Source organism: Streptomyces sp. NPDC042102, assembly GCF_055582305.1.
On sequence record NZ_JBVJDL010000001.1, the window covers coordinates 1,467,210 to 1,482,535 of the forward strand.

Here is a 15,326-nt window from a genome sequence, read left to right on the forward strand (position 1 = left end):
TCAGCCCGCCGCCGTCCGCGGGGTGGTCTGCTGCAGCGCCCAGCGGTTGCCGTCGGGGTCGGCGAAGTAGGCGAACGAGCCCCACGGCTGGTCGTCGATCTCGCTGACCTCGATGCCCCGCTGCGTGAGGTCCGCGTGCGCCGCCTCGATGTCCGTGACGACCGCCTGCATGTTGTCCAGCGAGCCGGGCTTCATCTCGGTGATGCCCTTGCCCAGTGCGATGGAGCATGCCGACCCGGGCGGGGTGAGCTGGACGAAACGGATGTCCTCGCTCACCGGGATGTCGTGGTCGCAGACGAACCCGGCCTGTTGGTAGAAGGCCTTCGCCCGGTCGATGTCGGTGACGGGTACGGCGACCAGCTCGAGCTTGATGTCCATGGCCACCATCATGCGCCCGGTACGGGCGCGCCGCTCGCGAACTGGGTCCGGTACAGCTCCTCGTAGCGGCCACCCGCGGCCAGCAGTTGGGCGTGCGTGCCCCGCTCCACGATCCGGCCCTCCTCGACGACCAGGATCAGATCGGCGGCCTGCACGGTCGACAGCCGGTGCGCGATCACCACGGCCGTGCGCCCGGCCAGCGCCTCGCCGAGCGCCTCCTGCACGGCCGCCTCGGACGTGGAATCGAGGTGGGCGGTGGCCTCGTCGAGGATGACGACCCGCTGGCGCGCCAGCAGCAGCCGGGCGATGGTCAGCCGCTGCCGCTCACCGCCCGACAGCCGGTAGCCGCGCTCGCCCACCACCGTGTCCAGCCCGTCCGGCAGCGACGCCACCAGCCCCTCCAGCCGGGACCGGCGCAGCGCCTCCCACAGCTCCTCCTCGGTGGCCCCGGGCCGGGCCAGCAGCAGGTTCGCGCGGACGGAGTCGTGGAAGAGGTGCCCGTCCTGGGTGACCATGCCCAGGGTCGAACGGATCGAGTCGGCGGTGAGGTCGCGCACGTCGACGCCGCCCAGGCGCACCGCGCCCGCGTCCGCGTCGTACAGCCGCGGCAGCAGCTGCGCGATCGTGGACTTGCCGGCGCCGGACGAGCCGACCAGGGCGACCATCTGCCCCGGCTCGGCTCGGAACGAGACGTCGTGCAGCACCTGTGTACCGCCGCGCGGGTCGAGGACCGCGACCTCCTCCAGCGAGGCGAGCGAGACCTTGTCGGCGGCCGGGTAGCCGAACGACACGCCGTCGAACTCCACGGACACCGGCCCCTGCGGCACTTCCCGGGCGTCCGGCTTCTGGTCGATCAGCGGCTTCAGGTCCAGGATCTCGAAGACCCGCTCGAAGCTCACCAGGGCGCTCATCACCTCCACGCGGGCGCCCGCGAGCGCCGTCAGCGGGGCGTACAGCCGGGTCAGCAGCAGGGCGAGCGCCACCACCGAGCCCGCGTCCAGGGAGCCGCGCAGCGCGAAGTACCCGCCGAGCCCGTAGACCAGGGCCAGCGCGAGCGCCGAGACCAGCGTGAGGGCGGTGATGAAGGCGGACTGGGCCATGGCGGTGCGGATGCCGATGTCGCGCACCCGCGCGGCCCGCGCCGCGAACTCGGCGGACTCGTCGGCGGGCCGGCCGAAGAGCTTCACCAGCGTCGCGCCCGGCGCCGAGAACCGCTCGGTCATCTGGGTGCCCATCGCGGCGTTGAGGTCGGCCGCCTCGCGCTGCATCGTCGCCATCCGCGCACCCATCCGGCGGGCCGGGACGACGAACACCGGCAGCAGCACCAGCGCGAGGGCGGTGATCTGCCAGGAGATGCTCACCATGACCGTCAGGGTCAGCAGCAGGGTGACGAGGTTGGCGACCACCCCGGACAGGGTGTTGCTGAACGCCCGCTGCGCACCGATCACGTCGTTGTTCAGCCTGCTGACCAGCGCGCCGGTCCGGGTACGGGTGAAGAAGGCCACCGGCATCCGCTGGACGTGGTCGAAGACCGCCGTCCGCAGGTCCAGGATCAGGCCCTCGCCGAGGGTGGCCGACAGCCGCCGGGTCAGCAGGCCCAGGCCCGCCTCGGCCACCGCGATCACGGCGATCAGCAACGCCAGCCGGGTGACCGTACCGGTGGCGCCGCCGGCCACGATGGCGTCGACCACCCGGGCCGCGAGCACCGGGGTGGCCACCGCCAGCAGCGCGCCCACCACGCTGAGCAGCAGGAACAGCAGGAGCCCGCGCCGGTGGGGGCGCGCGAAGGAGAGGACCCGGCGCAGACTCGCGCGGGACAGGGGGCGGCGGTCGCTCTGCGCGGTGATCGCGCTGTGCAACGAGGTCCAGGCGGTGACTTCCATATCCATGACCGGAACGCTAGGACCTCAAGTAAACCTGAGGTCAAGGGGATGACGGTACCCGGCGCCGCGGCGCGCGATCTCCCGCCGCCACGCGGGCCCTTCGGGCGGCCGCTCCTCCAACTCCCGTACGAGGAAGTAACCATCGTGTGTGTCAGTACCCGGTGGCATCATCGGCACATGACGCAGGAATCCGAGTCGACCCGATCCGGTCCCCGCACCGCCGACACCGTTCTGGCCCGCTTCGAGTGGTGGGTCCGGGACACCCCCGACGCGCGCGCCGTCATCTCCGGACCGCGCAGCCTCGGCTACCGGCAACTGGACGCACGAGCGAACCAGTTGGCACATCATCTGCTGGACGCCGGGATACCGGCCGGGGCGACCGTGGCCGTGGCCGCGGCCCAGCCCCTGGACACCCTGATCGGCCTGCTCGCCGTCCTGAAGGCGGGCGGAGCCTATGCGCTGGTGGACCCCGAGGCGGGCCGTGTCGCGCACCAGCAGCTGTTCGCCGTCCAGCCGTTCGCGCTCCTCACCCACGGCGCCCACGGGGCCCGCCTCGACGACGGCACCGGCCGGCTCATGGTCCGCATGGACACCGACGCGGCCGCGATCGCGGCCCGGCCGGAGCAGGAGCCACCGGCGGCGGGGGAGGCGGCCGGCCCGACCGCCGCGGTCCTGACCGGCGGGGGAGCGGTGCCGCACGCCGTGCCCCTCGGCCACGCCCGGCTGCTCGCCGCGTACGAGGGCTGGGCCGAGGTGGCGCGGCTGACCGGCGACGACCGCCACCTGATCACCGCCCCCTGCGACGGCACGGCCTTCGCCGCGGGCTGGACCCGGGCACTGTGCTCCGGCGGCACCCTGGTGCTGCCCGTGCGCGGCTCCTGGCGGGCCGACGAGGTCCGCCGCGTCGCGGCGGCCGAGCAGGTCACCGCCGTGCACACCGACCCGGCGGGCGCCGTCCGGCTGCTGGCCCCGGCGCCCGGCCGGCCCGATCTGCGCCGCCCCGACCCGGAGCTGGGGCGCGTGCGCCTGCTCACGGTCACCGGCGACCGCCTCTTCCTCGACGAACTGGGCGAGCTGCAGACCCGGCTGCGGCCCGGCGCCCGCGTGCTCAACGTCTACGGCACCGCCGAGACGGCCGGGTGCGGCACCTGGTTCGAACTCGCCCAGCTGCCCCGCCCCGAGGAGCACCCCGAGCGGCTCTCGCTGATCGGCCTGCCCTTCCCCGGCTGCCGGGTGGACCTCCGGGACGGCGAGATCCACCTCGCCCCGCCCGAAGGGGGCGACGCCCTGCCCACCGGCGACCGCGGCCTGCTGCGCGCCGACGGGCTGCTGGAGTACGCCGGCCGCGACCGGGACGACATCTCGCTCGCCACGGGACGCATCGACGCCCACCGCGTGGAGTCCGTCATCCGGTGCCACGAGGAGGTCGGCTCGGTCCTCGTCCGCGCCGTCCCCGACAGCAAGGGCACCGACCGGCTCGTCGCCTACCTCGCGCCGCCCGCCTTCCCGCCGGCCGGTGACCCCGGGCCGGGCCTGCCGGACACCGCGGCCCTGCGCGACTTCCTCAAGGGGAAGCTGCCCCACGCACAGATACCCCGGGGTACGGCCACCCTGCGCACCCTGCCCCGGACCCGGGCGGGCCGGGAACAGCGGGCCGGACTGCCGCTGCCCGTCGAGCCGCAGCGCGCGCGGGCCACCGGCGGCAAGTACGCCGCCGCCACGGGTGAGGGCGAGTTCCCGACCGGCCTGGGGGTGGGCTGCCTGACACTGGTCCCGGCCGTGCTGGCCTTCGTCCTCACCGACTTCTTCTGGCCCTACTCCACCGACCTGACCGGTGTGCCCAGCGTCTGGGCGGGCTTCTTCCAGATCCTCTACGTCATCGAATGCCTGTCCTTCGGGGCCGGGGTCTTCTTCCTCGTCGCGGGCCGGTCCCGGATGCGCGCCCAGGGCCGCTCCCGCCGACTCACCACCGCGGCCCATCTGGCGGTGGTGTACCTGCTGATGTCCTGGTGGCCCCAGGACAACTTCTACCGGCTGGCGCAGAAGCAGGACTGGCCCCGCCAGGCGGCCCTGGTCTACGCCTTCAACGTGCCGCTGATGATCGCGGCCGCCGTCGTCGCGGTGTACCTCACCCGCAAGCAGCCCGATCCGTTCGGCTTCACCCGGGACGAGGACAGCGGCACGGACGAGGGCGAGGACGAGGACGAGGACGGGAACGGGAACGGGGCCGGGGGGAGGGGCGGCGGCAGGGGCCGGCACAGCGCCTGACCGGCCCGCACCGGCCCGGGCTCACCGGGTGAAGAGGTCGCCCGTCCGCCGGGCCCCGTCGCGGACCAGCTCCTCCGCCGCGTCGAGGGCCCCGGTGGTACGGGCGGCCACCAGCGCCCCGAACCAGGGCGCCGGCTCGAACGCGGCGGTCGGGATGGCGGGGAGGAAGACGGCGTCCCGCTCCCGGCACGCGCGGGCCAGCGCGGCGAAGAGCTCCTCCAGCGGCTCCTCGGGCAGCCGCGCGCCGAGGTCCACCCGGTCCATCACCCGGACCAGGTGCGCGCCGCCGCGCAGTTCGTCCAGGCGCGCGGCGACCACGAAGGCGACGGACGGGCCGGTCAGGCGCAGATTGGTCTCGGTCGGCGCCAGCCGGCCCTGCGCATCGGCGACGAAGTCGACGTCGAACCAGCCGCGGTGGCCCGCGGCCGCCAGCTCCCGGCCCACCGCCTCGCCGAACGCGAGCAGGGGCTTCGCGGCCCACGCCGGCACCGCGCCGGGGCCGACGGTGGCACCGCGGTAACCGGTGCCGGCCACGTCCATCAGGGCCGCGCCCACCTCGTGCACCTGGCCCGCCGCATCGACGAATCCGTCGTACGTCAGGTCCCGGACCTCCGGGCCGTCCCCCGCACCGGCGGGCCCGGCCACGTACTCCTCCAGCAGCAGCGGTCCGCGCGGCAGCCGGCGCAGGACGGCCCGCGCCCCGCCGGCCGCCCCGACGTCCTGCGGTGTCACCACGGTGGTGCCGGAGCCGCCGACCCCGTGCTCCGATTTGAGAACGGTGCTCTCGCCGGCCCGGGCCCGTGCCGCCAGCAGCCGGACGGCCGCGCGCCGGGTCGCGGCCGGCCACTGGGCCGGCACCACGATCCCGGGGTGCCCGCCCTCGGCCACGATCCGCGCGAACAGCGCGTGCGAGGCGGCCTTCGACTCGTGCCGCAGGGACTCCGGCCGCCACGGCAGGCCCGCGAGGCGCGCGAACTCCCGGGTGCGGCCCCACGGCACGAGCGGCAGTCCGGATCCCGTCAGCCGCTCCGCCAGCGCCGGCCGCCGGCGCACCGCCGCCGACAGCAGCGGTCCGCCGCCGCCGTCCGCCAGCAGGCCGTCGTACACCTCGACCGCACCGTGGCCCTCGACCGCACCGTCGCCCCCGCCCTCGGCCCCTTCCGCGCCCGCCTCGTCCCAGCCCAGTTCCCGCCCCAGTCGGCCGAGCCAGCCCACCGGCACCGCGCGGGGCAGGACCAGGGCCGCCGGCCGGGGGCTGTAGAACGCGGCCAGGCACGCGTAGTGGTGGGCGGCACGCTGCTCCCGGTCCAGGGAGACGTCGCCGAACTGGGCGTTGAATTCCCCGACATTACCGATATGTACGGCGCGTCGCCCCCCGGTCCACGCCCGCACCCAGGGCGCGGGCGGGGTGAGTTCCGCCTCGAAGCGGAGCAGTGCTCCCACCGCACCGAGCTCCCGCGCCCCCAGGGCCCGGTAGAACCCGGCCGCGTGCGGATCGGCGTCGATGACCAGCCGGCGGACCCCCAGCTCCCGCGCCCGGGCCAGGACATACCGGTACAACTGACGCCCCACGCCGCAGCCGATCGCCGCCGGTTCCACGAACAGCAGCCCCAGTGCCGCCCGCGGCGCCGCGCCGTCCAGGGAGGCGACCCCCACCGCCGTACCCCACTCGTTCTCGGCCACGACGACCCGCCGGACGCCGATGTCCTCGGCCCGGATCCGCAGCTCCGGCGCGCACCGCGCGAGGAACGGCGCGTCGTACCCCCAGTGCGCCTTGGAGCGCATCACCAGCTCGGACAGCCCTGCCGCCTCGTGCAGCCGCGCCGCCCGGATCCGCATCATCCGTGCCCTCCCCGTGCCATCTCAGACAGCCGTGCGATAGATTCAGCCTCCCCCAGGGACTCGATTTTCCACCCCACACGGAGACAGGCTTCTCAATGAGCGACATCATCAACGGACTTGGCCGCACCAGCGCCTACGGCGCCCTCGGCCTGGTGCTGCTGATCCTCGGCATCGTCCTCGTGGACGTGCTGACGCCCGGGAAGCTCGGCAAGCAGATCTGGGAGGAGCGCAACCGCAATGCCGCGCTGCTGCTCAGCTCCGCGCTCCTCGGCATCGGCGGCATCGTCTTCACCTCCATCTGGACCACCTACGACGACTTCGGCAAGGGCCTGGTCTCCACGGCGGTGTTCGGCCTGCTCGGCCTGGTCCTGATGGCCGTCGCCTTCCTGGTCCTGGACGTGGTCACCCCGGGCAAGCTCGGCGCCATCGTCGTCGACCCGCAGCCGCACCCGGCCGTGTGGGTCACGGCCTCCTGCAACCTCGCGGTCGCGGCCATCGTGTCGGCGTCCATCGCCTGACCCGCGCCACCGCACGACGAGAGCGCCGCTTCCCGCAGGAAGCGGCGCTCTCGTCGTGTCCGGCCGCCCGCGGCTCAGGCCAGCCCCAGGGCGAACACCGCGAAGCCCGCCGCCAGGATCCCCGCCGCCGTCCGGCGCACCGCCGTCGCCTTCGTCCACGGCTCCTCGAACCGCCGCGCGTACCGGGCGATGCCCACCAGCAGCACCGCGAACACCGGCAGCCACGCCAGCCGCTGCCCGATCCACGCCAGCGTGTCGGGCGCCGTCGTCAGCCCCACCACCCCGCCCGCGAACGAGGCGGGTACCGCCGCCGCCAGCATCGCGCTCTGGTGCCAGCACAGGATCGTCATCGCCGACAGGTTGATCACCACCACCGGCGCCCACAGCGCGGGCCGCGCCAGCGCCCGCGCCAGCCGGTCCCGCAGCAGGATCGCCGCCCCCGACTGCGCCGCCGCCAGCGCCAGCACCAGCAGCGACGGCGGGTGGGAGTTGGTCCGCTCCGCACCCGGCACACCCACCATCGACGCCGGGTAGTGGAACACCGCCAGCAGCACCGCGAACAGCAGCGCCCCGCCGGCCAGCAGCAGCCACGCACCGCGCCGCCCGATCCGGCGCTCGCCCCACGCGACACCGAGCTGGTACGCGAACAGCCAGCCCGGCAGGATGTTCGCCACCGCCACCCACGAAGGCACCGCGTCCGCGTACGGGCCGTACCGCAGGGCGTCCACCACCGCCACCGAGACGAGCAGCGGCGCCGCCGCCCATCCGCCGAGCCGGCCCGCCGCGCGCACGCAGTACGGCGTCAGCGCGGTCACCACCACGTACACCCCGACGAACCACAGCGGCTGGATCACCAGCGTCGCCCCGGTCCGCAAGGTGGCCTCCGGCACCCCCGCCGCGTACAGCACCGGCGCCGCCAGCGCCCACACCGCCGTCACCCCGAGCACCGGCCGCCCCAGCCGCGCGACCCGGCCGCGCAGCCACGCCCCCGCGGTCCCCGGGCGCCGCCGGTAGGAGAGCACCGAGGCGTAGCCGCCGACCAGGAAGAAGACGCCGAGCATCTGGAGCACCCAGCTGGCCGGGGCGAGGCCGCCGAACGCGGACAGCGGGCTGGCGTTGTGCAGGCCGCCGTCCGCGTCGAGGGTGAACCCGCCGAGCATCCAGTGCCCGGCCGGTACGGCGAGCAGCGCCAGCGCGCGCAGCCCGTCGATCGCGCGGTCGCGGTGGGCCGGGGTGCGCCGCTCGATCCGGTCGGCGGTCCGGCGCAGCGCGGTCAGCGGGCGGACCGCCAGCGGGCGGCCGGCCGGCGTCCGGGTGGTCGGCGCGCCGCTCATCGCACGTCCCCCTCGGCGATCCGGGCGAACGCGGCCAGGGACCGGGTGCCGGGCACGAAGTACCCGGTGTGCCCCTGGACGTCGGCGGCCGGCACCCGGCGGGCCCCGAACGCCGGCGAGGCGGGGTCCGTGCCGTGGCCGAGTCCGGCGAACTCCACGTTCGGCACGTCGGAGATCCAGTCGGAGGGGCTCTTGGCCGCCCACACCCGGGCACCCGTCCGCAGGCCCGCCACCGAATCCGCCCGCATCCCGGGCGAGCCGAGGACGACCACGTCGCTCGCGTCGGTCCGGCCGGCGGCCAGCCCGCACACCACCGAGCCGTACGAGTGGCAGAACAGCACCGGATCGGCCGCGCCGACCGCGTCCAGTCCGCGCGTGAAACGCACCAGCCGCTCCGCACCCGCCCGCGCCAGCCGCCCGCCCGCCGCGTCCAGCCCCACCCCGACCGGCGTGGTGTACCCGGTCCACGCCACCACCGCCGTCCGGTCCCCGGTCGCCGCCCGCAGCGCCCGCGCCATCGCGCCCGGACCGGTGTACGGGCGGCGCAGGCCGTCGTACGTCGCGGCGTCGCTGTCCGAGCCGGGCACGACCACCGAGACGTGCGCCGCGCCCGCCAGGTCCCCGAACACCTCGGCGACCTGTCCCCGCCCGCGCGGGTCGAAGGCCAGGATCTGCCGCCCGGGGCCGGCGAGGCCCGCGAACCGGGCGTCTCCGCTCTGCCGCACCGCGAGCCGGTTGGCCTCGTACCGCAGGGCCACGGGCGCCCCGTCGAGGTTTCCCACGACCAGCGGGTGCCGGCGGAGCAGCTCCCGGCGGTCCGCCTCGTCCAGCGAGGCGAAGAACCGCGCCACCTCGCCCGGCGACGCCGTCGCCGGATCAGGCAGCCGGTCGTGGCCGGGCAGCCGGTCGGCCGACCAGGCCGCGGCCCCCGGCGGCGGGCCGGTGACCGCCTGCTGGGTGTCCGCGGACATCCAGCCCGCGGTGCCCGCGACGACCGTCACCGTCAGCGCGGCGGCGACCAGCGTCCTTCGGAAGCGGCGCATGCTCCTTCTCCTTCTCCTCGTGGCGGGGAGAAGGTAGGAAGCAGGTGTCCCACCGGGCGTCGCACCGTGGAGCCAAGCGCGATGTCATACCTGGGTAGGGGGTGGAGGAGAGGGGGGTCACCGCACGCCGCAGAGCCCGACCAGCTCCTGCTCCTGCGCCGAGAGGCGGGCATCGGGCGACGGCTGGACGCCGGTGCTCTCGGCAGCCCGGCGCTCTTCGATCTTCTTGCACGCCGACGCCTGCGTGGCCAGTTCCTCGATCCGCTCCCTCGCCTGGTCGAGGCTGTCCGTGCGGATCGTGGCCTCGACCAGCTTGCGCCGGAACGGCGGGAGGTACTTCAGTTCCACCTCGGGGTGGTCCCGGTCGACCTCGTGGAGCGTGATCCCTGCCACGTCCTGGCTGATACCCCGGTAGAGGGCGACATGGTCGCCCTTGGCGCCCACGAAGTACTGGGTCTGCGTCCACGCGTGGCCGCCGTACCCGACGAGGCCGACGGTCAGGGCGAGTGCGGCCCAGACTACCGCCCGCCGGAGGAGCCGTACCGGCCGCCGCGCGCCGTCCGGCGCCGGATCCCCGTGCGCCGAGGCCCCGCCCGCCGCAGGGCCGGGCGGAGAGCCCGGCGGATGGTCCGGCGGTCCCGGCCGGGTCGTCCGGGTCGTCCGGGCCGGGGCGGGACGCCTGGGCCTGTCGGGGCTGCCAGGGCTGCCGGGCCTGCCGGGGCCGGCGATACGCCCGAGGCGGTCGTACACCTCCCGGGCCGAACCGGGCCGGCGGGCGGGGTCACGCTCCAGGAGCTCGGACACGAGCGCCGTCAGCTCGGCCGGCAGGCCCGGGCGGAGCGAGTCCAGCCGGGGCGCTTCCTCGTCCAGCTTGCGCCGCATGACCGCCATGGCGTGGTGACCGGTGAAGGGCGGCCGGCCGGTGAGCAGCGTGAACAGCACGCCGCCGAGGCCGTACAGGTCCGAGCGCTCGTCGCCGCGTTCTGTGAGGAACTGCTCGGGCGCGCCGTACTCGGGGGTGCCGGCCGGGGCCAGCTGGGAGGAGTGGGCCACGGAGAACGACCGCTGGACGAACCCGGCGATCCCGAAGTCCACGACCTTCACCCGCCGGTCGGCGGTGAGCATCACGTTGTGCGGCTTGATGTCGTAGTGGATGACGCCCGCCTGGTGGGCGGCGGCCAGGGCCGCGCAGATCCCGCGGGCGACCGCGAGGGCGGGGGTGAGGTCCATGGGGCCCTCGCGGCGCACGAGTTCGGCGAGCGAACTGCCCTCCACCTTCTCCATCACGATGAACAGCACGTCCTCGTGCACGCCGCGGTCGTAGAGGGCGACCACGCCCGGATGGTTGATCTGCGCGGCGGCCACCGCCTCCCGGTCGAACCGTCTGGGCAGGTCGGGGAGGCCGTCGTCGCCCAGGACCAGCAGCTTCAGCGCCACGTCGCGGTGCAGCTCGCGGTCCCGCCCGGCCCACACCTCACCCATGCCGCCGCGCCCGAGCCGCTTGACCAGCTCGTACCGGCCGCCCAGCATCGCGCCGCGCTCCATCGTCCCCCCGGTGCCCCGCCCCGTCATGGCAGCACCAGCGTACGAGGGACGGGGTGCGCGAGCAGGGGGAATCGGGGAGGCTCAGCCGCCGTCGCCCGGCCGGACCACGCCCGCCTCGTACGCGAAGATCACCGCCTGCGCGCGGTCGCGCAGGTCCAGTTTGGCCAGGACCCGCCCGATGTGCGTCTTGACGGTCTGCTCGGCCACCACCAGGTGGCCGGCGATCTCCTGGTTCGACAGGCCACGCGCGATCAGCTCCAGGACCTCCGTCTCGCGCGGCGTCAGACCGTGCAGCCGCAGCCTGGGGTCCTTGCGCGGCGCCGGGCGCCGCTCCACGAAGTCCGCGATCAGCCGGCGGGTCACCGACGGGGCCAGCAGGGCCTCGCCCGAGGCGACCACCCGGACCGCCGCGATCAGGTCGGCCGGCGGCGCGTCCTTCAGCAGGAACCCGGACGCCCCGGCGCGCAGCGCCTCGTACACGTAGTCGTCGATGTCGAAGGTGGTCAGCATCAGCACCTTCGGCCGGTGCACCACGCCCGGCGGCGGGTCGAGGATCTCGCGGGCCGCCGTCAGTCCGTCCATCTCCGGCATCCGTACGTCCATCAGCACCACGTCCGGGTGCAGCGAACGGGCCACCGAGACGCCGGCGCGGCCGTCCGGGGCCTCGCCCACCACGTCGATGTCGGGCTGCGCCGACAGCAGTGCGGCGAACCCCGCCCGCACCATGGCCTGGTCGTCGACGATGATCACACGGATGGTCAACTGGCGTCCTCGGTCAGCGGAAGGCGGGCGGCGACCCGGAAGCCGCCGTCGGGCAGCGGGCCGGTGTCCAGGGTCCCGCCCGTCAACCGTACGCGCTCGCGCATCCCCACCAGACCGTGCCCCGTGCCCGAACTCTCCAGCGCCACCACGGCGTCCCGGGCCGGCCCGTTGACGACCATGACCAGCACTTCGGCGCCGTCGCCGGTCACCGACACCCGGGTGGGCGCCCCGGGGGCGTGCCGCACCACATTGGCCAGCGCCTCCTGCACGATCCGGTACGCCGACAGGTCCACCGCGGCGGGCACCCCGTCCGCGACCCCGGCGGCCATCGACAGCTCCACCGGCTGCCCGGCCCGTACGGTCGTCTCCACCAGCTGCTGGAGCCGCGACAGGCCCGGCTGCGGGGCCCGTTCCCCGTTCGCGCCGTCACCGCGCAGCACCGTCAGCAGCCGCCGCATCTCGCTCAGCGACTCCCGCGCACTGGCCGCGATGGCCTCGAACTCCTGCCGCACCGGCTCCGCCATCCCCGGCAGCCGGTACGGCGCGGAATCGGCCTGCACGGTGATCACGGACATGTGGTGGGCGACCACGTCGTGCAACTCCCGGGCGATCCTGGCCCGTTCCTCCAGCAGGGTGCGCCGGGCCCGCTCGGCCTCGCTGATGCTCTCCTGCTCGGCGATCCGCCGCTGCGCGTCCCCCAGCCCGCGCAGTACGCCGGTCAACGCCAGCACCACGCCCGACAGCACGAACATCAGCGCGTGGGTGTTGGCCGACCCCGTCGGCTGCACGGCCCCCAGCACCACCCCGGCGGCGCCGGTGACCAGCCACACCCCGATCATGGTCCGGACCGACTCGCGCAGCCCCACGAAGGCCATCAGCAGCAGGTAGCCGATGATCACCATCGGCGTCCAGGGCCAGGGCCGCCCCACCACCCCGTCCACACCGATCAGGAGCGCCGCGCCGAGCACGTCCGAGGCCAGCACGATCACCCACGCCTGCACCGGCCGGGTCACCGCCAGCAGCAGCGGCACCGTCTGGGCCACGCCCAGCGCGCCCGCCCAGCCGCCGTCCTGCCGGTACTCGTTGGCCAGCACGGCGATCGTGGTCGGCAGCAGGGCCAGCACGAACAGCGCGGCCACCGCGTACGGCAGCCGGCGTTGCCAGGCCTTGGGCGCGTCCGCGAACAGCGGCTCGCCGGGCCGGGCCGGCGAGCGCAGCAGCACGCCGAAGCTGCGCGGCACCCTGGGAGCGGGATGCGGGGAGGAACCCGAGGGATTCGACGGGTTGGTGGGATTCGAGGGATGCGACGGATTGGAGGGGTTCGAGGGATCCGGGGAGGGGCCTTCGCTCTTCATGATCCGTCCAGCGTACGCTCCACCGGGCGGCCCGGGACGTCGCCGGACGAGAGGGGTGCGGGGGCGTATGGGGACGATGGCCGCGCTGGAGAAACTGATACCGGTCGTGCTGGCCTTCGGCTGCGGCGTCCTGCTCGCGCGGCGCAAGGTGGTGCCCGCGGAGGCCTCCAAGGCCTTCGCCGACTACGCCTTCCTCTTCGCCGTGCCCTGCTATCTCTTCGGCAACATCTACGCGAGCGACCTGGCCGCCCTCTTCGACTGGCGGGCGATCTCGGGCTACGCGACGACGGCCGCCGTCGCCGTCGTGCTGGTCGGCCTGGTCTCGGCGGCGTACGGGCGGCGCGAGCCGCGCGCGGTGGCGCTGCGTGTCATGGCGGGCGTCCAGGTCAACACCGCCTACTTCGCCGTGCCCGTCTTCATCACCGTGTTCGGCGACGCGGCGCCGATCTTCCCGGTGCTGCTCTTCCAGGTCTGCGTGCTCTCGCTGGCGGTCATCGCCATCATGGAGCTGGGCCGGGCCGACCCGGTCGGCGGCCCGGGCCGCCGGCTGGCCAGGGCCGTCGGCGCCTCCCTCGGCACCCCGCTGGTGCTGGCCTGCAACGCCGCCATCGCGCTGAACCTGCTGCCGGTGCCGGTGCCGCGGGTGGTGCTCGACGGGTTCGCCTTCGTCGGCGACAGCGCCTCCCCGGTGGCCCTGTTCGCGCTCGGCCTGCACCTGGGCGGGACGGGCCTGGACCTGCGGGGCACCACGCGGGAGGAGCTCTCGCTCATCGCCTTCAAGTGCGTGGCGTTCCCGCTGCTGGCGTGGGTGGTGTGCGGGCCGCTGTTCGGCGTGCGCGGGGACTGGCTGACGTACCTGGTGCTGATCGCGGCGATGCCCGCGCCGCAGAACCTGTTCATCTTCGCCCAGCGCTACGACGTCGGCGTCGACCTCTCGGCGGCCCTCGTCGTCAAGAGCTCCCTGGCCGCACTGATCCTGCTCCCCTTGTGGCTCCAGTGGGCAACCTAGGCCTGTCGCCCGCGGGGGTGGCCATCACGCGCCTCGCTCGTTGATCCCGTCATGGAGCTGTTGCCGACCGTGGCGGCGCCCGGCGTCGGTGAACGGGCCGACGCCGCGGCCGAGGCCGCCTGCCACCTGCACGATGCCGTCACCGCCGGGGGCTGGAGCCGGACCGCGGCCGAGGACGCCGCCGAAGCCATCGAGACCACCGCGCACGCCCTCGGCGGCGTCCACCCGCGTGCCGAACTGATCCTCGCCCCGGTGCACATGGCGCTGGCCGAGCTGCGCCGTCACCTGGAACTGCCGCCCGCGGACCCGGTCATCGCGGCGGGCGTCCCGCAGACCCCGCGCAGCGTCGGCAACCCGCGCCGCACCCGGCGGCAACGGCCGCCGGTCCCGGCCGCCGCGCCGGCCCCGGCGGGCCCGCCGCCCTCCGTCAGCCCGCCGCGGAGGCCGCCCGTGCGTACAACTTCCTGACGTCGGCCCCGAAATAGGAGCTGTACGAGGTGTCGGCGAGGTCGCCGCCCGTCTTCCAGCCGCCGATCACGCCCACCACGTCGCCGGTGCGGGTGCGCGCGTCGTAGCGGGCCAGGAACGGGCCACCACTGGTGCCGCCGAGGAAACCGGTGCAGTCGATGCGCAGGAACGAGCCGGGGATCCTGGGATCGGTACTGGTGAACCTCGTCGTCCGGTTGTCGCAGGCGCGCGGCCGCCCGGACCGTGCCGGATGGCCGATCAGCCGTACCGCCCGGTGCGCGAACCCGGAGCCCGTGACCAGCCGGTTGCCGCCCACCACGTCCTCCACCCGGCGTCCGTCCGCGCGCGGCCCCACCTCGACGAAGGCGACGTCGAGGGCGGCCGCGCGGTTGACGCCGTGCTTGCGGTAGCGGGGGTCGATCCAGATCCGGCGGACGGGGAACTTCCCGTGCGGCTGCGGCTTCGCGGCGGTGTTCTGGGGGACGAAGGCCAGCTGCCGCGCGTCGGCGCCCAGCAGGCAGTGCGCGGCGGTCAGCACCAGGTCGCGGCCGGGGGAGGAGACCACGCTGGCGGTGCAGAAGTACCGTTTCGTCTTGGCGGAGTACATCCGGCCGACGACCGGGATCCCGGCGAAGTCCCAGCCGTCCCCGGGCCCGGCGACGGCCGAGGTGTAGCGGGCGGCCGCGGGCAGCAGCGCGGCCATCCCCGGCGCGGCGGCCGGTGCGGAGGGTACGGCGGCCGGTGCGGACGGGACGGCGGTCGGTGCGGACGGGACGGCGGTCGGCGCGGAGGGCACGGCGCCCGGCGCGGACGGGACGGCGGTGGCGGCCGCCCGCGCGGGCAGCTGGCCGCCGGTCAGGGCGGCGCCCACCGCCACCGCGACGACCAGGGCACGGCGCAACGACACAACACTGGACATGA

General features: G+C 75.0%; 13 protein-coding genes. 4 read left to right on the forward strand and 9 right to left on the reverse strand.

Annotated elements, in window-relative coordinates:
- Nucleotides 1–378: a VOC family protein gene (locus ACZ6KO_RS06000; RefSeq protein ID WP_469300528.1), complete on the reverse strand. Its 378-nt coding sequence runs from the start codon at nucleotides 376–378 to the stop codon at nucleotides 1–3.
- 8 nt (nucleotides 379–386) lie between these two features.
- Nucleotides 387–2,267: an ABC transporter ATP-binding protein gene (locus ACZ6KO_RS06005; RefSeq protein ID WP_469300530.1), complete on the reverse strand. Its 1,881-nt coding sequence runs from the start codon at nucleotides 2,265–2,267 to the stop codon at nucleotides 387–389.
- Nucleotides 2,268–2,438: 171 nt separating this feature from the next.
- On the opposite strand from ACZ6KO_RS06005, the gene ACZ6KO_RS06010 reads away from it, so the two are divergent.
- Entirely contained in the window at nucleotides 2,439–4,529 is a 2,091-nt protein-coding gene (locus tag ACZ6KO_RS06010) for an AMP-binding protein (protein WP_469300532.1), read from the forward strand.
- Nucleotides 4,530–4,550: 21 nt separating this feature from the next.
- On the opposite strand, the gene ACZ6KO_RS06015 is transcribed toward ACZ6KO_RS06010, so the two are convergent.
- Entirely contained in the window at nucleotides 4,551–6,371 is a 1,821-nt protein-coding gene (locus ACZ6KO_RS06015) for a GNAT family N-acetyltransferase (RefSeq protein ID WP_469300534.1), read from the reverse strand.
- Between the two features lie 95 nt (nucleotides 6,372–6,466).
- On the opposite strand from ACZ6KO_RS06015, the gene ACZ6KO_RS06020 reads away from it, so the two are divergent.
- On the forward strand, nucleotides 6,467–6,889 hold the full coding sequence (locus ACZ6KO_RS06020) for a DUF350 domain-containing protein (protein WP_469300536.1): 423 nt from the start codon (nucleotides 6,467–6,469) through the stop codon (nucleotides 6,887–6,889).
- Between the two features lie 74 nt (nucleotides 6,890–6,963).
- Here the strand turns inward: ACZ6KO_RS06020 and ACZ6KO_RS06025 are convergent, their stop codons facing one another.
- The 5 genes from ACZ6KO_RS06025 to ACZ6KO_RS06045 all read right to left on the reverse strand — a co-directional run bounded on the left by ACZ6KO_RS06025 (nucleotide 6,964) and on the right by ACZ6KO_RS06045 (nucleotide 12,928).
- Entirely contained in the window at nucleotides 6,964–8,223 is a 1,260-nt protein-coding gene (locus ACZ6KO_RS06025; RefSeq protein WP_469300538.1) for an acyltransferase family protein, read from the reverse strand.
- Complete coding sequence (locus ACZ6KO_RS06030; protein ID WP_469300541.1) at nucleotides 8,220–9,266, reverse strand: alpha/beta hydrolase; 1,047 nt, start codon at nucleotides 9,264–9,266, stop codon at nucleotides 8,220–8,222. The genes ACZ6KO_RS06025 and ACZ6KO_RS06030 overlap by 4 nt, the downstream gene beginning before the upstream one ends.
- Nucleotides 9,267–9,383: 117 nt before the next feature.
- Complete coding sequence (locus ACZ6KO_RS06035; protein ID WP_469300543.1) at nucleotides 9,384–10,838, reverse strand: serine/threonine-protein kinase; 1,455 nt, start codon at nucleotides 10,836–10,838, stop codon at nucleotides 9,384–9,386.
- 54 nt (nucleotides 10,839–10,892) lie between these two features.
- Nucleotides 10,893–11,573, reverse strand: coding sequence for a response regulator (locus ACZ6KO_RS06040; protein ID WP_469300545.1), 681 nt, complete (start codon nucleotides 11,571–11,573; stop codon nucleotides 10,893–10,895).
- Nucleotides 11,570–12,928 (reverse strand): sensor histidine kinase, encoded by a 1,359-nt coding sequence (locus ACZ6KO_RS06045; protein WP_469300547.1) that lies wholly within the window; start codon nucleotides 12,926–12,928, stop codon nucleotides 11,570–11,572. Before ACZ6KO_RS06045 ends, ACZ6KO_RS06040 begins: the two co-directional genes overlap by 4 nt.
- A 67-nt stretch (nucleotides 12,929–12,995) precedes the next feature.
- Between ACZ6KO_RS06045 and ACZ6KO_RS06050 the strand changes: the two genes are divergently transcribed.
- Together ACZ6KO_RS06050 and ACZ6KO_RS06055 are read left to right on the forward strand one after the other, a co-directional pair.
- Nucleotides 12,996–13,937: an AEC family transporter gene (locus tag ACZ6KO_RS06050; RefSeq protein WP_469300549.1), complete on the forward strand. Its 942-nt coding sequence runs from the start codon at nucleotides 12,996–12,998 to the stop codon at nucleotides 13,935–13,937.
- 51 nt (nucleotides 13,938–13,988) lie between these two features.
- Nucleotides 13,989–14,405 carry a hypothetical protein gene (locus tag ACZ6KO_RS06055; protein ID WP_469300551.1) on the forward strand — a complete coding sequence of 139 codons (417 nt, stop codon included), beginning with the start codon at nucleotides 13,989–13,991 and terminating at the stop codon, nucleotides 14,403–14,405.
- Here ACZ6KO_RS06055 and ACZ6KO_RS06060 read toward each other — a convergent pair.
- A complete protein-coding gene (locus ACZ6KO_RS06060; RefSeq protein ID WP_469300554.1) occupies nucleotides 14,365–15,324 on the reverse strand; it encodes a trypsin-like serine peptidase in 960 nt (319 codons plus the stop codon). The two genes, ACZ6KO_RS06055 and ACZ6KO_RS06060, sit on opposite strands and share 41 nt — an antisense overlap.
- Between the last annotated feature and the right edge of the window lie 2 nt (nucleotides 15,325–15,326).

What these genes read in the sequence shown, in the direction of transcription:
- ACZ6KO_RS06000 (WP_469300528.1), bottom strand. Translation starts at nt 378, where the DNA reads ATGGACATCAAGCTCGAGCTGGTCGCCGTACCCGTCACCGACATCGAC.
- ACZ6KO_RS06005 (WP_469300530.1), bottom strand. Translation starts at nt 2,267, where the DNA reads ATGGATATGGAAGTCACCGCCTGGACCTCGTTGCACAGCGCGATCACC.
- ACZ6KO_RS06010 (WP_469300532.1), top strand. Translation starts at nt 2,439, where the DNA reads ATGACGCAGGAATCCGAGTCGACCCGATCCGGTCCCCGCACCGCCGAC.
- ACZ6KO_RS06015 (WP_469300534.1), bottom strand. Translation starts at nt 6,371, where the DNA reads ATGATGCGGATCCGGGCGGCGCGGCTGCACGAGGCGGCAGGGCTGTCC.
- ACZ6KO_RS06020 (WP_469300536.1), top strand. Translation starts at nt 6,467, where the DNA reads ATGAGCGACATCATCAACGGACTTGGCCGCACCAGCGCCTACGGCGCC.
- ACZ6KO_RS06025 (WP_469300538.1), bottom strand. Translation starts at nt 8,223, where the DNA reads ATGAGCGGCGCGCCGACCACCCGGACGCCGGCCGGCCGCCCGCTGGCG.
- ACZ6KO_RS06030 (WP_469300541.1), bottom strand. Translation starts at nt 9,266, where the DNA reads ATGCGCCGCTTCCGAAGGACGCTGGTCGCCGCCGCGCTGACGGTGACG.
- ACZ6KO_RS06035 (WP_469300543.1), bottom strand. Translation starts at nt 10,838, where the DNA reads ATGACGGGGCGGGGCACCGGGGGGACGATGGAGCGCGGCGCGATGCTG.
- ACZ6KO_RS06045 (WP_469300547.1), bottom strand. Translation starts at nt 12,928, where the DNA reads ATGAAGAGCGAAGGCCCCTCCCCGGATCCCTCGAACCCCTCCAATCCG.
- ACZ6KO_RS06050 (WP_469300549.1), top strand. Translation starts at nt 12,996, where the DNA reads ATGGGGACGATGGCCGCGCTGGAGAAACTGATACCGGTCGTGCTGGCC.
- ACZ6KO_RS06055 (WP_469300551.1), top strand. Translation starts at nt 13,989, where the DNA reads ATGGAGCTGTTGCCGACCGTGGCGGCGCCCGGCGTCGGTGAACGGGCC.
- ACZ6KO_RS06060 (WP_469300554.1), bottom strand. Translation starts at nt 15,324, where the DNA reads ATGTCCAGTGTTGTGTCGTTGCGCCGTGCCCTGGTCGTCGCGGTGGCG.